This is a genomic window from Hymenobacter sp. J193, from assembly GCF_024700075.1.
GTDB lineage: Bacteria > Bacteroidota > Bacteroidia > Cytophagales > Hymenobacteraceae > Hymenobacter.
In genome coordinates this window covers 2,846,242-2,863,144 of the sequence record NZ_JAJONE010000001.1, presented here as the reverse complement: position 1 = coordinate 2,863,144, position 16,903 = coordinate 2,846,242, and the positions used below count along the sequence as shown (strand labels likewise).

The following is a 16,903-nucleotide window of genomic DNA, read 5'->3' as shown; positions in this document are numbered from 1 at the left end:
AATCCCCGACTGACGTAAGCCAGTCGGGGATTTTGATTACCAATACCTTAATGCTTACACCGACTCGCGGCGGGCGGCGCGGGCGGGGCGCTTGGCGGGAGCTACTACGTCGTCGGCTTTGGGCGCTTGCAGCGCTTCCAGCTCGTCCTTCGAGCCCACAATCTGACGCGTGTACTCGCGCAGACCGGTACCAGCCGGGATGAGGTGACCTACGATTACGTTCTCCTTCAGGCCCAGCAGTTCGTCGGCCTTGCCACGGATGGCGGCCTCCGACAGCACCTTGGTCGTTTCCTGGAAGGAAGCGGCCGAGATGAACGACTGCGTACCCAGCGAAGCCTGCGTGATACCCTGCAGCGTGGGGCGCGATACCGACGGTTGCGCGTCGCGTACCTGCACCAGCGTCAGGTCCCGGCGCTTGAGCGACGAGTTTTCGTCGCGCAGACGGCGGGCCGTCACAATCTGGCCGGGCTTCAGGTTGGTCGAGTCACCGGCATCCGTTACCACCTTCATGTCGATGATGGTATCGTTTTCCTCCATGAAGATAATCTTGTCGATTACCTGGTGCTCCAGGAAGGTCGTGTCGCCGGCATCGAGGATAACCACTTTCTGCATCATCTGGCGAACGACCACCTCGATGTGCTTATCGTTGATTTTCACCCCTTGCAGGCGGTACACTTCCTGAATCTCGTTCACGAGATACTCCTGCACGGCGCCCGGGCCCTGAATGCTCAGGATATCGGACGGCGTGATGGCACCATCGGAAAGCGGCGAGCCAGCGCGGATGAAGTCATTGTCCTGCACCAGAATGTGCTTGGACAGCGGCACCATGTATTTTTTCTTCACGCCGTCTTTCGACTCCACGAAGATTTCACGGTTACCACGCTTCACCGTACCGTAGGTTACTACACCGTCGATTTCAGCCACAACGGCCGGGTTCGAGGGGTTACGGGCTTCGAAGAGTTCCGTAACGCGGGGCAGACCACCGGTAATGTCGCGGGTTTTACCCACGGCACGCGGAATCTTGGCCAGAATTTGACCAGCCTTGATTTTCTCCCCATTCTCCACGTTCAAGTGCGAGCCAACCGGAATGCTGTAGGCCTTATGGCCTTCCATGTCGCCTTTCTTGCCGGGACGAATGATGATGGCTGGGTTCTGGTCCTTGGCCTTCGATTCGATAATCACTTTCTCGCGGTGACCGGTCTGTTCGTCCGATTCCTCGCGGTAGGTGATGCCTTCGGTGATGGCGTCGTACTGAACGGTACCGTCGAACTCAGCCAGAATAACGGCGTTGTACGGGTCCCAGTTGTTCAGCTCCTGGCCTTTCTCCACCTCCTGGCCTTCGTTCACCAGCAGGAATGACCCGTAGGGCACGTGGTTGGAGATAAACACCTTGCCGGTGCCTTTCTCCACGATGCGAATTTCGCCCGAACGACCCATTACCACTTTCACCAGCTCCCCATCAGGGTTAGCGGTTTCCACGGTCCGGATGTCTTCGAACTCCACTACACCGGCGAACTTAGCTTTCAGGCTGGCTTCAACAGCAATGTTGGAAGCCGTACCACCTACGTGGAAGGTACGCAGGGTCAGCTGGGTGCCGGGTTCACCGATAGACTGCGCAGCAATTACGCCTACAGCCTCCCCTTTCTGTACCATGCGGCCCGACGACAGGTTACGGCCGTAGCACTTGCCGCAGATACCGCGCTTCGATTCGCAGGTCAGTACCGAGCGGATTTCTACCGACTCAATGCTGGTGGCATCAATACGACGGGTAACCTCTTCCGTGATTTCGTCACCAGCGGTTAGGATAACCTCGTCGGTCAGCGGGTCGATGATATCGTGCACCGCTACACGGCCCAGGATACGCTCAGCCAGCGGCTCTACCACGTCCTCGTTGTCCTTCAGGGCGAAGGTTTCGATGCCACGCAGCGTACCGCAGTCAACCTCGTTCACGATTACGTCCTGCGAAACGTCTACCAGACGACGCGTCAGGTAGCCGGCGTCGGCCGTTTTCAGAGCCGTATCGGCCAGACCTTTACGGGCACCATGGGTCGAAATGAAGTACTCGATTACGTCGAGGCCTTCTTTGAAGTTCGACAGAATCGGGTTTTCGATAATCTCACCAACCGAACCCTGCAGCGACTTTTGCGGCTTGGCCATCAGACCCCGCATACCGCCGAGCTGACGAATCTGCTCACGCGAACCACGGGCGCCGGAGTGCATCATCATGTAAATCGAGTTGAAACCCTGGTTCTCCTTTTCGAGGCGACCCATGAGGGTTTCAGTGATTTGGTTGTTGATGCGCGTCCAGATGTCGATAACCTGGTTGTAACGCTCGTTGTCCGTAATCAGACCCATCTGGTAGTTCTGGGTTACAGCTTTCACGTCGGCTTGCGCCTGCGCTACGAGGATGTCTTTCTCGGCGGGAATGTTGATGTCACCCAGACCCATTGACAGACCACCTTTGTAAGCCGACTGGAAGCCCAGCGTCTTGATGTCGTCGAGGAACTGCGCCGTGCGGGCCATGCCCGTACGCTTGAACACCATCGAAATGATCTGCTGCAGCTTCTTCTTGGTCAGCAGTTCATCCACGAAACCTACCTCTTTCGGAACCAGCTGGTTGAACAGCACGCGGCCGGCAACCGTCTCGATGATCTTCGTTACGAGGTTATCATCCTCGTCGCGAATCTGCGTGCGCACCTTGATATACGCGTGCTTCGAGAGCTGCTCTTCGTTGATGGCAATAACAACTTCCTCATCGGAGTAGAAAACACGGCCTTCGCCCTGGATCTTCTCTTCATCGGTGCTGCGCTTGCCTTTGGTCACGTAGTACAAGCCCAGAACCATGTCCTGCGACGGTACCGCGATGGGCGCGCCGTTGGCCGGGTTCAGGATGTTGTGCGAGGCCAGCATGAGCATGGAGGCTTCCAGGATAGCGGCCGGTCCCAGGGGAACGTGCACAGCCATCTGGTCACCGTCAAAGTCAGCGTTGAAGGCCGTACAAACGAGCGGGTGCAGCTGGATAGCCTTGCCCTCGATGAGGCGCGGCTGGAATGCCTGGATACCCAAGCGGTGCAGCGTAGGAGCCCGGTTGAGGAGCACTGGATGGCCTTTCAGCACATTCTCCAGGATATCCCATACAACAGCGTCCTTGCGGTCCACAATTTTCTTGGCCGATTTTACCGTCTTCACAATGCCGCGCTCAATGAGCTTGCGGATAATGAACGGCTTGAACAGCTCGGCCGCCATGTTCTTAGGCAGTCCGCACTCGTGCAGCTTCAGTTCAGGACCAACGACGATAACCGAACGACCGGAGTAGTCGACGCGCTTACCGAGCAGGTTCTGACGGAAGCGGCCCTGCTTGCCTTTCAGCATGTCGGACAGCGACTTCAGGGCACGGTTGCCTTCGGCGCGCACGGCATTCACCTTACGCGAGTTGTCGAACAGCGAGTCGACGGCTTCCTGCAGCATGCGCTTCTCGTTCCGCAGAATCACTTCCGGAGCCTTGATTTCAATCAGGCGCTTAAGGCGGTTGTTGCGGATAATAACGCGACGGTACAGGTCGTTCAAGTCGGACGTAGCGAAACGGCCACCATCGAGCGGAACGAGCGGACGTAGCTCCGGGGGAATAACCGGCACCATGCGGATAACCATCCACTCGGGCTTGTTTTCCACGCGGGTTGCGGCATCACGGAACGCTTCTACTACGCGCAGACGCTTCAACGCCTCAGCCTTACGCTGCTGCGAAGTTTCGTGGGCAGCGGAGTCACGCAGCGAGTACGACAGCTCATCCAGGTTGATGCGCTCCAGCAGGAGTTGAAGGGCATCGGCACCCATGCGGGCAATGAACTTGTTGGGGTCCTCGTTCGGCAGCATCTGGTTTTCCCGGGGGAGCTTGTCGATGATGTCGAGGTATTCGTCTTCGGTGAGGAAGTCGAGCTGCTGCACGCCCTCTTCGCCCAGTACGCCCGGCTGTACGACTACATACCGCTCGTAATAGATAATCTGGTCGAGCTTCTTGGTGGGCAAACCCAGCAGGTAGCCGATTTTATTGGGCAGGGACTTGAAGTACCAGATGTGCGCAACGGGCACCACCAATTCGATGTGGCCCATCCGCTCCCGGCGTACTTTCTTCTCGGTCACCTCCACGCCGCAACGGTCGCAGATGATGCCTTTGTAGCGAATCCGCTTGTACTTGCCGCAGTGGCATTCCCAGTCCTTCACGGGACCGAAAATCCGCTCGCAAAACAGGCCGCCCATCTCGGGCTTGTACGTCCGGTAGTTGATCGTCTCGGGCTTTACTACTTCACCGTTCGACCGCTCCAGAATGGATTCGGGCGAGGCCAGCGAAATGGTAACTTTCGAGAAGTCCTGTACCAGTTTCTTGTTTTTTGCAAACGCCATGTAATAAGCTGTTAGCTGTTGGCTTGTGGCTGTTGATTGGTTCCGCCGGTCTTAAGACAAGTCGGAAAGAATCGAACAGTTCGACTCTGCGAAAAGTGCTCTGCGGGTCGGATAGGTACGCCGCGCAGTAGGTTTTGCTAGGTCTGATTAGGTACTGGCTCGGGCTTGGGCAAACCCGAGCATATGTGCGGCCACTTGCTGCCAGAGGTTGATGCCGTGCTGACCATATCTCGGAACGGCGCCGGCGGCAGGTGTTATCGGTTTCCCGAACCGCGTACTCTTTATTATAGAAAGACCTGAAAAGTGGCTGCCGATACCTAAGCACCAGCAGCCACCTGTTTCAAGCCTTAGTCAAGCGTGATTTCCAGGGCCAGACCGCGCAACTCGTGGATGAGTACGTTGAATGACTCGGGGATATTCGGCTTGGGCAGTACGTCGCCTTTTACAATGGCTTCGTACGCCTTGGCGCGGCCTACCACGTCGTCCGACTTCACCGTGAGGATTTCCTGCAGCACGTTGGACGCCCCGAAGGCTTCCAGCGCCCACACTTCCATCTCACCGAAGCGCTGACCACCGAACTGCGCCTTACCACCCAGCGGCTGCTGCGTGATGAGCGAGTACGGCCCGATGGAACGGGCGTGCATCTTGTCATCCACTAGGTGACCCAGCTTCAGCATGTAGATAACACCCACCGTTACCGGCTGGTCGAAACGCTGACCAGTCAGACCGTCGTGCAGGTACGCGCGGCCGAAGGTTGGCAACCCGGCTTCCGTCAGTTCCTTCGATACTTCCTCTTCGGTAGCACCATCGAAAATGGGGGTAGCGTAGGTGCGGCCCAGCTTGAGGCCGGCCCAGCCCAGTACAGTTTCGTAAATCTGACCGATGTTCATCCGGCTAGGTACACCCAGCGGGTTGAGCACGATGTCCATTGGCGTGCCGTCGGGCAGGAAGGGCATGTCCTCATCGCGCACGATGCGGGCTACTACCCCTTTGTTACCGTGACGACCAGCCATTTTATCACCCACCTTCAGCTTGCGCTTCTTGGCGATGTAGACTTTAGCCAGCTGCACAATACCAGCGGGTAGTTCGTCACCTACTTCCAGCGTGAACCGGTCGCGCTTGAAGCGGGCCGTGATGGTGTTGCGCTTCTTGGCGTAGTTCTTCACCAGGTCCGTCACCATGGCATTCACACGGGCATCGGCGGTCCAGCCTTCCAGCACGAGGTCCTTGAACATGTTCACCTCCTCGGGCACGGCATAGTTGCTCTCGTCCTTGTAGGGGTTCTTATCGGGGAAGAGGTTTTCGGCAATGTTCTTCTTGCCGAATTTCACACCCTTCGAAATGATTTCGTCGCCGAACTTGTGCTTTACACCCTGGGAGGTTTTGCCTTCCAGCAGCTGCACCAGCTTTTCTACCATCACGGCTTTGATGCCGCGCAGCTCACGAGCGTACGTATCCTTCAGCTCTTCCACTTCCTTCTTCGACTTGGCCCGGAGGTTTTTGTCTTTCTTCGGACGCGAGAACAGCTTGGTACCGATAACTACCCCATTCAGGGACGGTGGCGCCTTAAGGGAGGCATCCTTCACGTCGCCGGCTTTGTCGCCGAAGATGGCGCGGAGTAGCTTCTCTTCCGGGGTCGGGTCGGTTTCGCCCTTGGGCGTAATCTTGCCGATGAGGATGTCGCCTTCCTTCACTTCAGCGCCCAGACGGATGATACCGTTGTCGTCGAGGTTGCGCACAGCTTCTTCGCTCACGTTCGGAATTTCCGAGGTCAGCTCTTCTTCGCCGCGCTTGGTTTCGCGTACTTCCAGCTCAAACTCCTCGATGTGAATCGAGGTGAAGATGTCGTCGCGCACTACTTTCTCCGAAATGACAATGGCATCCTCGAAGTTGTAGCCCTGCCAGGGCATAAATGCCACCTGCATGTTGCGGCCCAGGGCCAGCTCGCCTTTGTTGGTGCCGTAGCCTTCGCACAATACCTGGCCCTTACTTACCCGCTCGCCCTTCTTCACGAGGGGCGTCAGGTTGATGCAGGTGTCCTGGTTGGTGCGGCGGAACTTGATCAGGTCGTACGAAATCTTCTCGGCATCGAAGCTTACAAGGATGTCGTCTTCCGTCAGGTCGTATTTCACTACGATGCGGTTGGCATCCACATAGTCAATTACACCGTCGCTCTCCGCTACTACCAGCGTACGGGAGTCGGTAGCCACGCGGCCTTCCAGCCCGGTGCCCACGATGGGCGCCTCAGCCTTCAGCAGCGGTACTGCCTGACGCTGCATGTTCGAGCCCATGAGGGCGCGGTTGGCGTCGTCGTGCTCCAGGAACGGAATCAGCGAAGCCGCCACCGACACAATCTGGTTCGGGGCCACGTCCATGTAGCTGTATTCGCCGGGACCTACTACCGGGAAGTCGCCTTCGAAACGGCCTTTTACCAGTTCGTTGATGAAGTTGCCCGACTCATCAATGCGGGCGTTGGCCTGCGCAATGTGGTGGGTATCCTCTTCCTCGGCCGTCAGGTACTTCACGTTCTCCGTGGTGTCTACCTTGCCGTTTTCCACGGTGCGGTAGGGAGTTTCGATGAAGCCCATCGAGTTCACGCGGGCATGCACGCACAGCGACGAAATCAGACCAATGTTCGGGCCTTCCGGCGTTTCGATGGTGCAGAGGCGGCCGTAGTGCGTGTAGTGAACGTCACGTACTTCGAAACCAGCCCGCTCGCGCGACAGACCTCCCGGCCCCAGTGCCGATACGCGACGCTTGTGCGTCACCTCGGCCAGCGGGTTGGTCTGGTCCATGAACTGCGACAACTGGTTGGTGCCGAAGAACGAGTTGATAACCGACGACAGTGTGCGGGCGTTGATCAGGTCAACCGGCTTGAAGTCCTCGTTGTCGCGCACGTTCATACGCTCCTTGATGGTACGCGCCATCCGGGCCAGGCCTACGCCGAACTGGGCGTAGAGCTGCTCCCCTACCGTGCGCACGCGGCGGTTGCTCAAGTGGTCAATGTCATCGACAATGGCCTTCGAGTTGATCAGACCGATCAGGTATTTCACGATGAGAACAATGTCCTCATTGGTTAGTACGCGGGCGTCCCAACCGGTATCGATACCCAGCTTCTTATTGATGCGGTAACGGCCTACGTCGCCGAGGTCGTAGCGCTTATCCGAGAAAAACAGCTTCTGGATGATGTCACGGGCAGTTTCTTCGTCGGGCGCTTCGGTATTCCGCAGCTGACGGTAGATCTGTTCCACAGCTTCCTTCTCCGAGTTGGAGTTGTCTTTCTGCAGGGTGTTGTAGATGATGGCGAAGTCGGCGATGTTGACGTTCTCGCGGTGCAGGATAACCGATTTGGCTCCGGCATTCAGGATGGTGTCAATATCTTCTTCCTCGATGGTCGAGTCGCGCTCCAGGAGCACCTCGTTCCGGTCGATGGAAACTACCTCGCCGGTGTCCTCGTCCACGAAGTCTTCCGTCCAGGTGCGCAGCACCCGCGCGGCCAGCTTGCGGCCGACGGCTTTCTTCAGGATTTTCTTATCGGCTTTCACCTCTTCCGACAGCCCGAACAGGTCCAGGATGTCTTTGTCGGTGCCGTAGCCGATAGCGCGCAGCAGTGTGGTAACCGGGAATTTCTTTTTCCTGTCGATGTACGCGTACATCACGTTGTTCACGTCCGTGGCAAACTCAATCCACGAGCCTTTGAACGGAATGATACGCGCCGAATACAGCTTGGTGCCGTTGGTATGCTTGCTCTGGGCAAAGAACACCCCCGGCGAGCGGTGCAGCTGCGACACAATAACCCGTTCGGCGCCGTTGATAACGAATGAGCCTTTTTCGGTCATGTAGGGAATATTTCCCAAAAACACTTCCTGCTCAATCGTCTCGAAGTCCTCGTTGTCCGTATCATTGCAGACCAGACGCAGCTTGGCTTTCAGCGGCACCGAGTACGTCAGGCCCCGGTCGATGCACTCGTCAACCGAGTACTTGGGCGGGTCGACGTGATAATCGATAAAGGTCAGCACGAAGTTTTCGCGGGAGTCCGAAATCGGAAAGTTCTCCGCGAATACTTTGAACAGCCCCTCATCGGTCCGGTTTTCGGCAGCCGTTTCCAACTGGAAGAAATCCATGAACGAGCGAACCTGCACGTCCAGGAAATCCGGATACTCAATAACCTTTTTAATCTTGGCGAAGTTGATCCGCTCGTCAGCGGCCTGCAGTTTTTGCAGTCCTGTCTGTGCTTTCGGTGTAGCCAATGTATGTGGGGTTAGGAAATGGACACTGAGAGAATCCAGCCCAGCGTAACGGCAAAACCGCTACCTTGGGAATCAGCCGAAAGCCCGTTGCCCCCTCAGATTTTTTCTGACCGGGTAGCCTGGCGGGCGCACGAAAGCGCAAGGCAGAACCTTGCGCCGTACTCACCGTAGGCACGAAAAGCCGCAAAGCGGCGTGCAAACGAACTTCCGTTCTAGTTGTTGCCTACAAACAGGAAAAGACCTGGCTTAGTTGCCAGGCCTCTCCCTATTTGCTGGTGTTAGAGCAGGCAGCAGAAATTACTTAACTTCTACTTCAGCGCCGGCTTCTTCCAGTTGCTTCTTCAGGCCTTCAGCCTCGTCCTTGGTTACGCCTTCTTTCAGGGCCTTGGGAGCACCGTCAACCAGTTCTTTGGCTTCTTTCAGGCCCAGACCGGTCAGGTCTTTCACCAGTTTCACCACAGCCAGTTTGGCAGCGCCAGCCGACTTCAGGATCACGTCGAACGAGGTCTTCTCCTCAGGAGCTTCGGTAGCAGCAGGACCAGCAGGACCAGCCACAACTGCAGCAGCAGCCGGCTCGATGCCATACTCGTCTTTCAGGATACCAGCCAGTTCGTTTACTTCTTTTACCGTCAGGCTAACGAGCTGCTCGGCGAATGCTTTCAAATCTGCCATTTCTGTAGATTGTTAAAAAGGGGGGTTGTTGAAGGAAATTGAAAGGGAAAAAGATGAGCAGCGGTTAGCCTGCAACCTCTTCTTTTTCGGAAAGTGTTTTGAGGATACCAGCCAGCTTGCTACCGCCGCTCGTCAGAGCAGAAATAACATTCTTAGCAGGCGACTGAAGCAGACCGATAACATCACCGATAAGCTCGTTTTTGCCTTTCAGCGTGCTCAGCGTTTCAAGCTGGGTAGAACCCAGGTAGATGCTGGCATCGATGTAAGCGCCTTTCAGAACGGGCTTGGGCTCAACGCCGCGGCCGTAGTTCTGCGCCTTGTAGAAGTCTTTCAGCAGCTTGGCAGGAGCATTGCCCGACTCTTTCGAGAACAGCACGCCCGACTGGCCTTTCAGCGCCTCGTCCATTTCCGCCGTGTTGCCATCGAGGGTGTCGAGGGCTTTGCGGATGAACGTGTTTTTGTAGACTTTGAACTCCAGGCCGCGGTTAAAGCACAGGCGACGGAATTCGTTGATTTTCGCCACTGACATCCCCGACGCATCGGTGATGTAGAACGCGTTGTGCGATTGAAACTTCTCGCTCAACTCGTCGACGAGGGCTTGTTTTTCTTCCCGGATCATATCGTCGTGTTGATTTTAGTTATGCGGAAGTTACCGTGGTGTCAACCGGAACGGCGGGCGACATCGTGCTCGAAAGCGTGATGCTGCGGATGTACGTTCCTTTAGCCGACGAAGGCTTCAGACGGTTCAGGGTCTGAATTACTTCGATGGCGTTTTCGGCCAGCTTTTGCGGGTCGAACGACACTTTACCAACCGAGCAGTGGATGATGCCGGTTTTGTCGACTTTGAAGTCGATTTTACCTGCTTTCACTTCCTGCACAGCCTTGGCTACGTCGGTGGTTACGGTGCCCGACTTGGGGTTCGGCATCAGGCCACGAGGACCTAGTACGCGACCCAGACGGCCTACCTTAGCCATTACAGCCGGCATCGTGATGATTACATCGATATCCGTCCAGCCTTTCTCGATTTTCGAGATGTAGTCGTCCAGACCAACAAAGTCAGCACCAGCAGCGGTAGCTTCGGCTTCTTTGTCGGGCGTAACGAGGGCCAGAACGCGTACCGTTTTGCCAGTACCGTGGGGCAGCGTTGCTACGCCACGTACCATCTGGTCGGCTTTGCGGGGGTCTACACCCAAACGAACGTCGATATCAACCGAGGCGTCGAACTTGGTATAGGTGATGTCCTTCACCACGGTAGCAGCCTCTACGAGGTTGCGCACCTGGGTCAGATCGTGCTTGGCAAGGGCTTCCTTGCGCTTTTTGCTTACTTGTGCCATCTGATTCTTCTCCGTTAAGATTATTCAGCGAAAGGAGAATCTCCCTTGATGGTGATACCCATGCTGCGGGCCGTACCAGCTACCAGCTTCATGGCCGATTCGATTTTGAACGCGTTCAAATCAGGCATTTTCACTTCGGCAATAGTGCGGATCTGGTCCCACGTTACCGACCCTACCTTGTTCCGGTTAGGCTCTTTGGAACCGCTCTGAATTTTAGCGGCTTCCTTCAGCATTACCGGTGCTGGGGGGTCTTCACCACGAAGTCGAACGACTTGTCGGTGTACATGGTGATGAGAACAGGACAAACTTGGCCGGCCTTATCCTGGGTGCGCGCGTTAAACTGCTTGCAGAACTCCATGATGTTAAGGCCTTTGCTACCAAGTGCAGGTCCAACCGGCGGCGCGGGGTTCGCGGCGCCTCCCTTTATCTGAAGCTTCAGATAACCTCTAATTTCCTTGGCCATTTGGATTGAAAGGCTGCGGACGACACGACGTAACTCGCATCCTCCTCAGATGAATGTATTTGCTCCTGGTGGAAGCACCGCCGGCCCGGAGCGAATGGCCTGCGACGATATTGAAAGAGAACTTAGAAATCAGAGCTTAGAACTTAGATGCGTTGGCGGCTAAGTTCTAAGCTCTCCTGATCTAAGCTCTGTTATGACTCTTTCTCGACCTGGGTGTAGCTGAGCTCCATAGGAGTGCTACGCCCAAAAATTTTGACAATGACGTTCAATTTCTTGCGCTCTTCGAAAACCTCCGAAACAGTGCCCGACATACCGGCGAAACCACCATCTACAATCTTCACCAACTCACCAGCAACGAAAGGCGTCTCCAGCGTGGCCGTCTGTTCTTCGGCTTCGTCCACAATCCCGAGAATGCGGTTTACTTCCGAAATGTGCAGCGGAACCGGCTTGGTATTCTGATTGGCTGCTTTGCCTTCCTTATCACTCAGAAAGCCGATAACGCCCGGAGTGCTGGTGATGATGTGGTCAACTTCGCCGTGGGTCAGGTCGGCGTGGATGATGATGTAGCCGGGATACAGGTTCCGCTCACGCACGCGCTTCTTGCCGTTACGCATCTCGAATACCTTCTCTACCGGAATCAGCACCTGCGGCACTAAGTCAGAAAGGCCGTGACGCCCTATCTCGGTTTCGAGGTAGGTCTTAGCCTTTTTCTCCTGCCCGCTGACCGAACGGACAACGTACCATTTCAACTCTCCCATTAGTCAGTAACGCTTAGCGGAAGGAGTTGTAGAACGCTTCCAGCCCCGTTTTGAAAACCAAGTCCATCACGCCAACGATAATCGCAAACACGAGCGAGCCAATAAGCACCAAGCCAGCGCTCTTCTGTAGCTCTTCAAAGGATGGCCACGTTACTTTGTAGCGCATCTCCTCGGTCGTTTCGCGGAAATAGTTGGTCAGCTTGCTCATGGTGTCGCCGATTTGGCTGGTGGTACCTGCTGCCGGAGCAGCTGTAATGGCACGGGCGGAGAGATTCGAACTCCCATCAAAGGTTTTGGAGACCTCTATTCTACCCTTGAACTACGCCCGTGGATGCGTCTCAAAACAGCCTGGGGCCGGATTGGGACTGCAAATGTACTGAACTGCTTGGACAAAACAAATCCGCCCCCGAAAAAATCGAGGGCGGATTGCATTGATCTAGTGGAAACTAGTCGAGGATTTCGGTAACCTGACCAGCACCTACGGTACGACCACCTTCGCGGATAGCGAAACGCAGGCCCTTTTCCATAGCTACTTTGTTGATCAGCTCCACCGTGATGGTGATGTTGTCGCCAGGCATTACCATTTCAACACCTTCGGGCAGGGTGATGATACCCGTTACGTCGGTGGTGCGCAGGTAGAACTGGGGACGGTAGTTGTTGAAGAACGGCGTGTGACGGCCACCTTCTTCTTTCGACAGTACGTACACCTCAGCCTTGAACTTTTTGTGAGGCGTTACCGAGCCGGGCTTGCAGATAACCATACCGCGACGGATGGCTTCTTTTTCAATGCCACGGAGCAGCAGACCTACGTTGTCGCCAGCTTCGCCACGGTCGAGGATCTTGCGGAACATCTCAACACCAGTAACGGTCGACTTCAGACCTTCAGCACCCATGCCGAGGATGTCAACCTGCTCACCCGAGTTGATGATACCACGCTCGATACGACCAGTTGCTACCGTACCACGACCCGTGATAGAGAATACGTCCTCTACGGGCATCAGGAAGGGCAGGTCAGTCAGACGGGCAGGAATCGGAATGTAGCTGTCAACAGCGTCCATCAGCTCCTCGATCTTGGGAACCCAGTTGGCGTCGCCGTTCAGGCCACCCAGAGCCGAACCTTGGATTACGGGGATGTTGTCACCGTCGAAGTCGTAGAACGACAGCAGCTCACGGATTTCCATTTCCACCAGCTCGAGGAGCTCGGGGTCATCTACCATGTCTACTTTGTTCATGAACACCACCAGCTGAGGAACACCTACCTGGCGAGCGAGCAGGATGTGCTCACGCGTCTGGGGCATCGGGCCGTCGGTAGCAGCTACCACGAGGATAGCACCGTCCATTTGGGCAGCACCCGTTACCATGTTCTTCACATAGTCAGCGTGACCAGGGCAGTCAACGTGAGCATAGTGACGGTTTACGGTCGAGTACTCTACGTGCGCGGTGTTGATGGTGATACCACGCTCTTTTTCTTCCGGAGCGTTGTCGATAGACGAGAAGTCACGCTTCGCAGCCAAACCTTTGTTCGCCAGTACCGTGGTGATAGCAGCAGTCAGGGTGGTTTTGCCGTGGTCGACGTGCCCGATCGTACCGATGTTCACGTGCGGCTTGGAACGATCAAAATTTTCTTTGGCCATTGTAAAGAGATTAAGAGGAATTTTAGAAAGAAGAGAAAACGCGACTTGACTATACCGCAAGAAAGCGAAACGCAGCTCCACTGAGTGGCAACAACTGCACGTCGCTTTACTTAGCTGACAGCTCCGAACGGGGCAGTCGCGCTGCTCCGTTGACAACCGTAATTGTGAGCCATTTATGGGATTTGAACCCATGACCTCTTCCTTACCAAGGAAGTGCTCTACCACTGAGCTAAAACGGCTTATTCTTCTTTGAGGTAATAGCTAGCTAGCCAATGGCTGCTGACTATTAAGAGAGCGGGAGACGAGGTTCGAACCCGCGACCTGCAGCTTGGAAGGCTGCCGCTCTACCAACTGAGCTACTCCCGCGAATGGTGAGCGGTGAAATGGTGAGCTCAACTCAACAACTCACCATTTCACTACTTACTGAACTGTGGGGGTAACAGGACTCGAACCTATGAACCCGAAGGAGGTGAGTTACAGTCACCCGCAATTGCCGCTATGCGATACCCCCAGTTAGTTTTATCAGCACCGTTTGCACTGAACTTGCTCCTCTTAAACCGCCCTCGGTAGAAGGCCGATTGCTAAAGGAGTTGCAAAATTAGCCGCTTTCAGACGCAAGTCAAGCTATTGAGCTTAATTACTGCAATATTTTTTCATCGGTTTAGCCTCATGCTTGGATATCCGATTCTACTTCAGCAGCTTACTGGCCCGGTTTTCAGGCAGAATTATTCCTCGCAAATCAGTTACAGCAGATTATACATCCCTTTCAGCCCTTCATCCTTTTCCTTGGCACGGATATCCTGGAGTATCGTTTTTAACTCCTGGCTGCGTTCGGCTACAGCACTCAACCCTTTGTAGGCGCCTAGCCGTACCAGATAGGAAGGGTTGTTGCGGGCTAGTACCTCCAGCCGTTTGATGCCTTTTTCCCGCTCGATCGGCGGCATACGCTGCATGAACTGCCCGAAGTTGGGCAGGAAGGTATATAAATCGGCATCCTGGAGTGTTTCCAGGTGGCGCAAAAACCATTCGTATTGGTCTAAATGCCCATTTAGTGCGTAATAGCCGCCCAAAGCGGTAATTACCCGGCTGCTGGGGGTTTCCTGCAGAGTGGCAATTTTCGGCTGCGATGCTACGGTAGGATTACGGGTAAGAGCAGCCAGCGCCGCACTTACCACTGTATACGAGCTGTCGTTCAGCGCCGTGTCGTAGACCTGGCCAAAGTCTTCGTTGCTGAAGGAGTTCAGCGTAGTAATGGCGGCGGCTCGTACGTCGCTCCGGGTATCGGTGGTAGCTACGCGCTGCAGCTCTTTCCGTACTGCGCCGCCTTCGGGGCCTTTGTAGCGCCGCAGCGCTTCAGCGGCGGCCACGCGCACACCCCAGAATTTATCATTAAGAGCGTTTCGCAAGGTAGCCGAAACAGCAAGGTCTGCTACTTTAGGGCGCAGCCCTTCAATGGCCTGTTGCTTTTGCTGATAGTTGCGGGCGTGCTGAAGCAGGTATACCAACTCATCCTGGGAAAGCTCCTCCTCTATTTTCGCCAGCAACTGGGACTCATCATCAAACTTTACCAGACTGGGGCGCTGCGACGAAGGCAGCAGGAAGGTCTGATCGGCTTTGGTAACGGTAATACGGTGCGTGGCCGACTGATTATTGTTTCCCCAAATGGCTACCGTAACGGGCAGACGATAGATAGGCGTGAACGTGGAATCCTGGGTTTGCTGCACGCGCAGACTTACCTGTCCGTTGGTGTAGCTATGAGTGATGCGTAGCTCGGGGTGGCCACGCTGCAAAAACCACTGGTCGAAAAACCAGTGCAGATCTTCGCCGGTCACTTCCTCAAAGGTCATCCGTAGCTCATCTATTTCTACTGCCGAGAACTTGTAGCGGGTGAGATACTGATTGAGCGCCAAGAAGAAGGCCTCATCCCCCACGTGCTTACGCAGCATGTGCAGTACGCGGCCGCCTTTCTGGTAGGAGTGCCGATCAAACATGTCTTCCTTTTCCCGGTACTGATACCGGATAAGCGGCACGCGCTTGTCTTCGGCTTCCTGCAGATAGTGGTTCAGGGCCGTTGCCTGCACCATTGAGGCCGCATCGGCGCCGTACTTGTACTCCGTCCAGAGTAACTCGCCGTAGTCCGCGAAGGACTCGTTGAGCGGCAGGTTAGCCCAAGACTCGCAGGTGACGTAGTTGCCAAACCAGTGGTGTACCAGCTCGTGCGCAATTACCCAGTCGAAGTTCTGATCCAGCAGTTCCCGGCGGGTGGCCTGAATGCCTTCCCCATGCACCACGGCCGTGGTATTTTCCATGGCACCCGAAACGTAGTCGCGCACGGCAATCTGGGCGTATTTTTCCCAAGGAAACTCTACCCCGAATTTCTTCGAGAAAAAGTCCAGCATCTGGGGCGTGTTCCCGAAAACTGCTTTGGCGGTGCCGGCAAACTTTGGCTCTACGTAATAGTCGACGGCTTTGCCGCGCCAGGTGTCATTCACCACGGCAAAGTCGCCCACCGCAATCATGGCCAGGTAGGGCGCGGCGGGCTGCACCTGCTTCCAAGTATCCGTGCGGGTGCCGTCGGCATTCTTTTTGGAGGTTACCAGCAAACCGTTCGACAGAGTTTTGTACTGCCCATCCACCGTCAGGGTGATTTCCTGCGTCATCCGCTGGTTGGGCTTGTCGATGGTCGGAAACCAGTTGGAGTTGTTTTCCATCTCGCCCTGCGTCCAGATCTGGCGGGGCTTGCCCTTCTCCGTACCCAGGGGGTTGATGAAGAACAATCCTTTATTGCTAGTAATGGCATCGGAGCCGCTGGCGGGCAGCTCGTTGGGCTTGGCTATGTAGGCAATGCGTACCTGGTAGGTTTCGGTGCGGGCATACGTGCGGTCGAGGTTGACGGTGAGTTGCCGCCTGTCGTAGCCGTAAGTCAGGGCCTTTTCCTTGCCGTTGCCCGTCAGCAGCCGGATATTCCGGATATCAAACCCTTTTGCATCCAGCACCAGCTGGTTCTGCGGATGAAAATGCGGCCGCACCGTCAGGGTAGCCGAGCCGATAACCTGCTGCTTGGCCCAGTCGAAGCGCAAGTCCAGCGCGGTATGCTGCAGGTCACTGAGGATTGTAGCGGCGGGCTGCGTGGAACCCGACGAGGGCAGCCACGAGGGGATAATGACCGTGGCTGTTTCGGTGGTAGAAACAGCTTCGGCGGGCTGGGCTTTTTTGCGCGTACTAGCTTTGGGTACCGTCTCTTGATTTGGTCTGACGTTCTGGGCCAGTGCTACCACATGCAGTACGAGTACTAAACTAAGGGTGCCGAGAACCGGGTATTTCATGCGGGTGGCAATAGGGTAATGTGGCTCAATTTCCGAAATAAGTTTGAGATTTGGCCTATCTTTAG

9 protein-coding genes, 4 tRNA genes and 1 pseudogene are annotated in these 16,903 nt (G+C 55.6%); all 14 read right to left on the bottom strand.

The annotated features are described in order from the left end of the window. Window positions 1–54: 54 nt before the first annotated feature. The 14 genes and pseudogenes from rpoC to LRS06_RS12440 all read right to left on the bottom strand — a co-directional run bounded on the left by rpoC (window position 55) and on the right by LRS06_RS12440 (window position 16,838). Window positions 55–4,401, bottom strand: a complete 4,347-nt coding sequence (gene rpoC / locus LRS06_RS12505) for a DNA-directed RNA polymerase subunit beta' (RefSeq protein ID WP_257871796.1) — start codon at window positions 4,399–4,401, stop codon at window positions 55–57. A 347-nt stretch (window positions 4,402–4,748) separates the two neighbouring features. After that, window positions 4,749–8,624: a DNA-directed RNA polymerase subunit beta gene (rpoB, locus tag LRS06_RS12500; RefSeq protein WP_257873408.1), complete on the bottom strand. Its 3,876-nt coding sequence runs from the start codon at window positions 8,622–8,624 to the stop codon at window positions 4,749–4,751. 324 nt (window positions 8,625–8,948) lie between these two features. Further along, complete coding sequence (rplL, locus tag LRS06_RS12495) at window positions 8,949–9,323, bottom strand: 50S ribosomal protein L7/L12 (protein ID WP_257871795.1); 375 nt, start codon at window positions 9,321–9,323, stop codon at window positions 8,949–8,951. 64 nt (window positions 9,324–9,387) lie between these two features. Beyond that, window positions 9,388–9,942, bottom strand: a complete 555-nt coding sequence (rplJ, locus tag LRS06_RS12490; protein WP_257871794.1) for a 50S ribosomal protein L10 — start codon at window positions 9,940–9,942, stop codon at window positions 9,388–9,390. Between the two features lie 19 nt (window positions 9,943–9,961). Then, window positions 9,962–10,657, bottom strand: a complete 696-nt coding sequence (gene rplA / locus LRS06_RS12485; protein WP_257871793.1) for a 50S ribosomal protein L1 — start codon at window positions 10,655–10,657, stop codon at window positions 9,962–9,964. A 20-nt stretch (window positions 10,658–10,677) separates the two neighbouring features. After that, window positions 10,678–11,120 (bottom strand): annotated as a pseudogene (rplK, locus tag LRS06_RS12480) (50S ribosomal protein L11). Window positions 11,121–11,311: 191 nt separating this feature from the next. After that, on the bottom strand, window positions 11,312–11,878 hold the full coding sequence (gene nusG, locus LRS06_RS12475) for a transcription termination/antitermination protein NusG (RefSeq protein ID WP_149069445.1): 567 nt from the start codon (window positions 11,876–11,878) through the stop codon (window positions 11,312–11,314). A 13-nt stretch (window positions 11,879–11,891) separates the two neighbouring features. Further along, window positions 11,892–12,086, bottom strand: a complete 195-nt coding sequence (gene secE / locus LRS06_RS12470; RefSeq protein ID WP_196953976.1) for a preprotein translocase subunit SecE — start codon at window positions 12,084–12,086, stop codon at window positions 11,892–11,894. 47 nt (window positions 12,087–12,133) lie between these two features. After that, window positions 12,134–12,207, bottom strand: a tRNA-Trp gene (locus LRS06_RS12465). A 117-nt stretch (window positions 12,208–12,324) separates the two neighbouring features. Continuing rightward, complete coding sequence (tuf, locus tag LRS06_RS12460; RefSeq protein WP_257871792.1) at window positions 12,325–13,512, bottom strand: elongation factor Tu; 1,188 nt, start codon at window positions 13,510–13,512, stop codon at window positions 12,325–12,327. Window positions 13,513–13,679: 167 nt separating this feature from the next. Next, window positions 13,680–13,751: transfer RNA gene (locus tag LRS06_RS12455), tRNA-Thr, on the bottom strand. Between the two features lie 54 nt (window positions 13,752–13,805). Next, window positions 13,806–13,878: transfer RNA gene (locus LRS06_RS12450), tRNA-Gly, on the bottom strand. A 65-nt stretch (window positions 13,879–13,943) separates the two neighbouring features. Then, window positions 13,944–14,023 (bottom strand) — tRNA-Tyr (locus tag LRS06_RS12445). Between the two features lie 232 nt (window positions 14,024–14,255). Further along, entirely contained in the window at window positions 14,256–16,838 is a 2,583-nt protein-coding gene (locus LRS06_RS12440; RefSeq protein WP_257871791.1) for a M1 family metallopeptidase, read from the bottom strand. Window positions 16,839–16,903: the final 65 nt, after the last annotated feature.

Bases quoted from the DNA above. Each gene is read 5' to 3' on its own strand.
- rpoC (WP_257871796.1), bottom strand. From the start codon at position 4,401: ATGGCGTTTGCAAAAAACAAGAAACTGGTACAGGACTTCTCGAAAGTT.
- rplL (WP_257871795.1), bottom strand. From the start codon at position 9,323: ATGGCAGATTTGAAAGCATTCGCCGAGCAGCTCGTTAGCCTGACGGTA.
- rplJ (WP_257871794.1), bottom strand. From the start codon at position 9,942: ATGATCCGGGAAGAAAAACAAGCCCTCGTCGACGAGTTGAGCGAGAAG.
- rplA (WP_257871793.1), bottom strand. From the start codon at position 10,657: ATGGCACAAGTAAGCAAAAAGCGCAAGGAAGCCCTTGCCAAGCACGAT.
- nusG (WP_149069445.1), bottom strand. From the start codon at position 11,878: ATGGGAGAGTTGAAATGGTACGTTGTCCGTTCGGTCAGCGGGCAGGAG.
- secE (WP_196953976.1), bottom strand. From the start codon at position 12,086: ATGAGCAAGCTGACCAACTATTTCCGCGAAACGACCGAGGAGATGCGC.
- tuf (WP_257871792.1), bottom strand. From the start codon at position 13,512: ATGGCCAAAGAAAATTTTGATCGTTCCAAGCCGCACGTGAACATCGGT.
- LRS06_RS12440 (WP_257871791.1), bottom strand. From the start codon at position 16,838: ATGAAATACCCGGTTCTCGGCACCCTTAGTTTAGTACTCGTACTGCAT.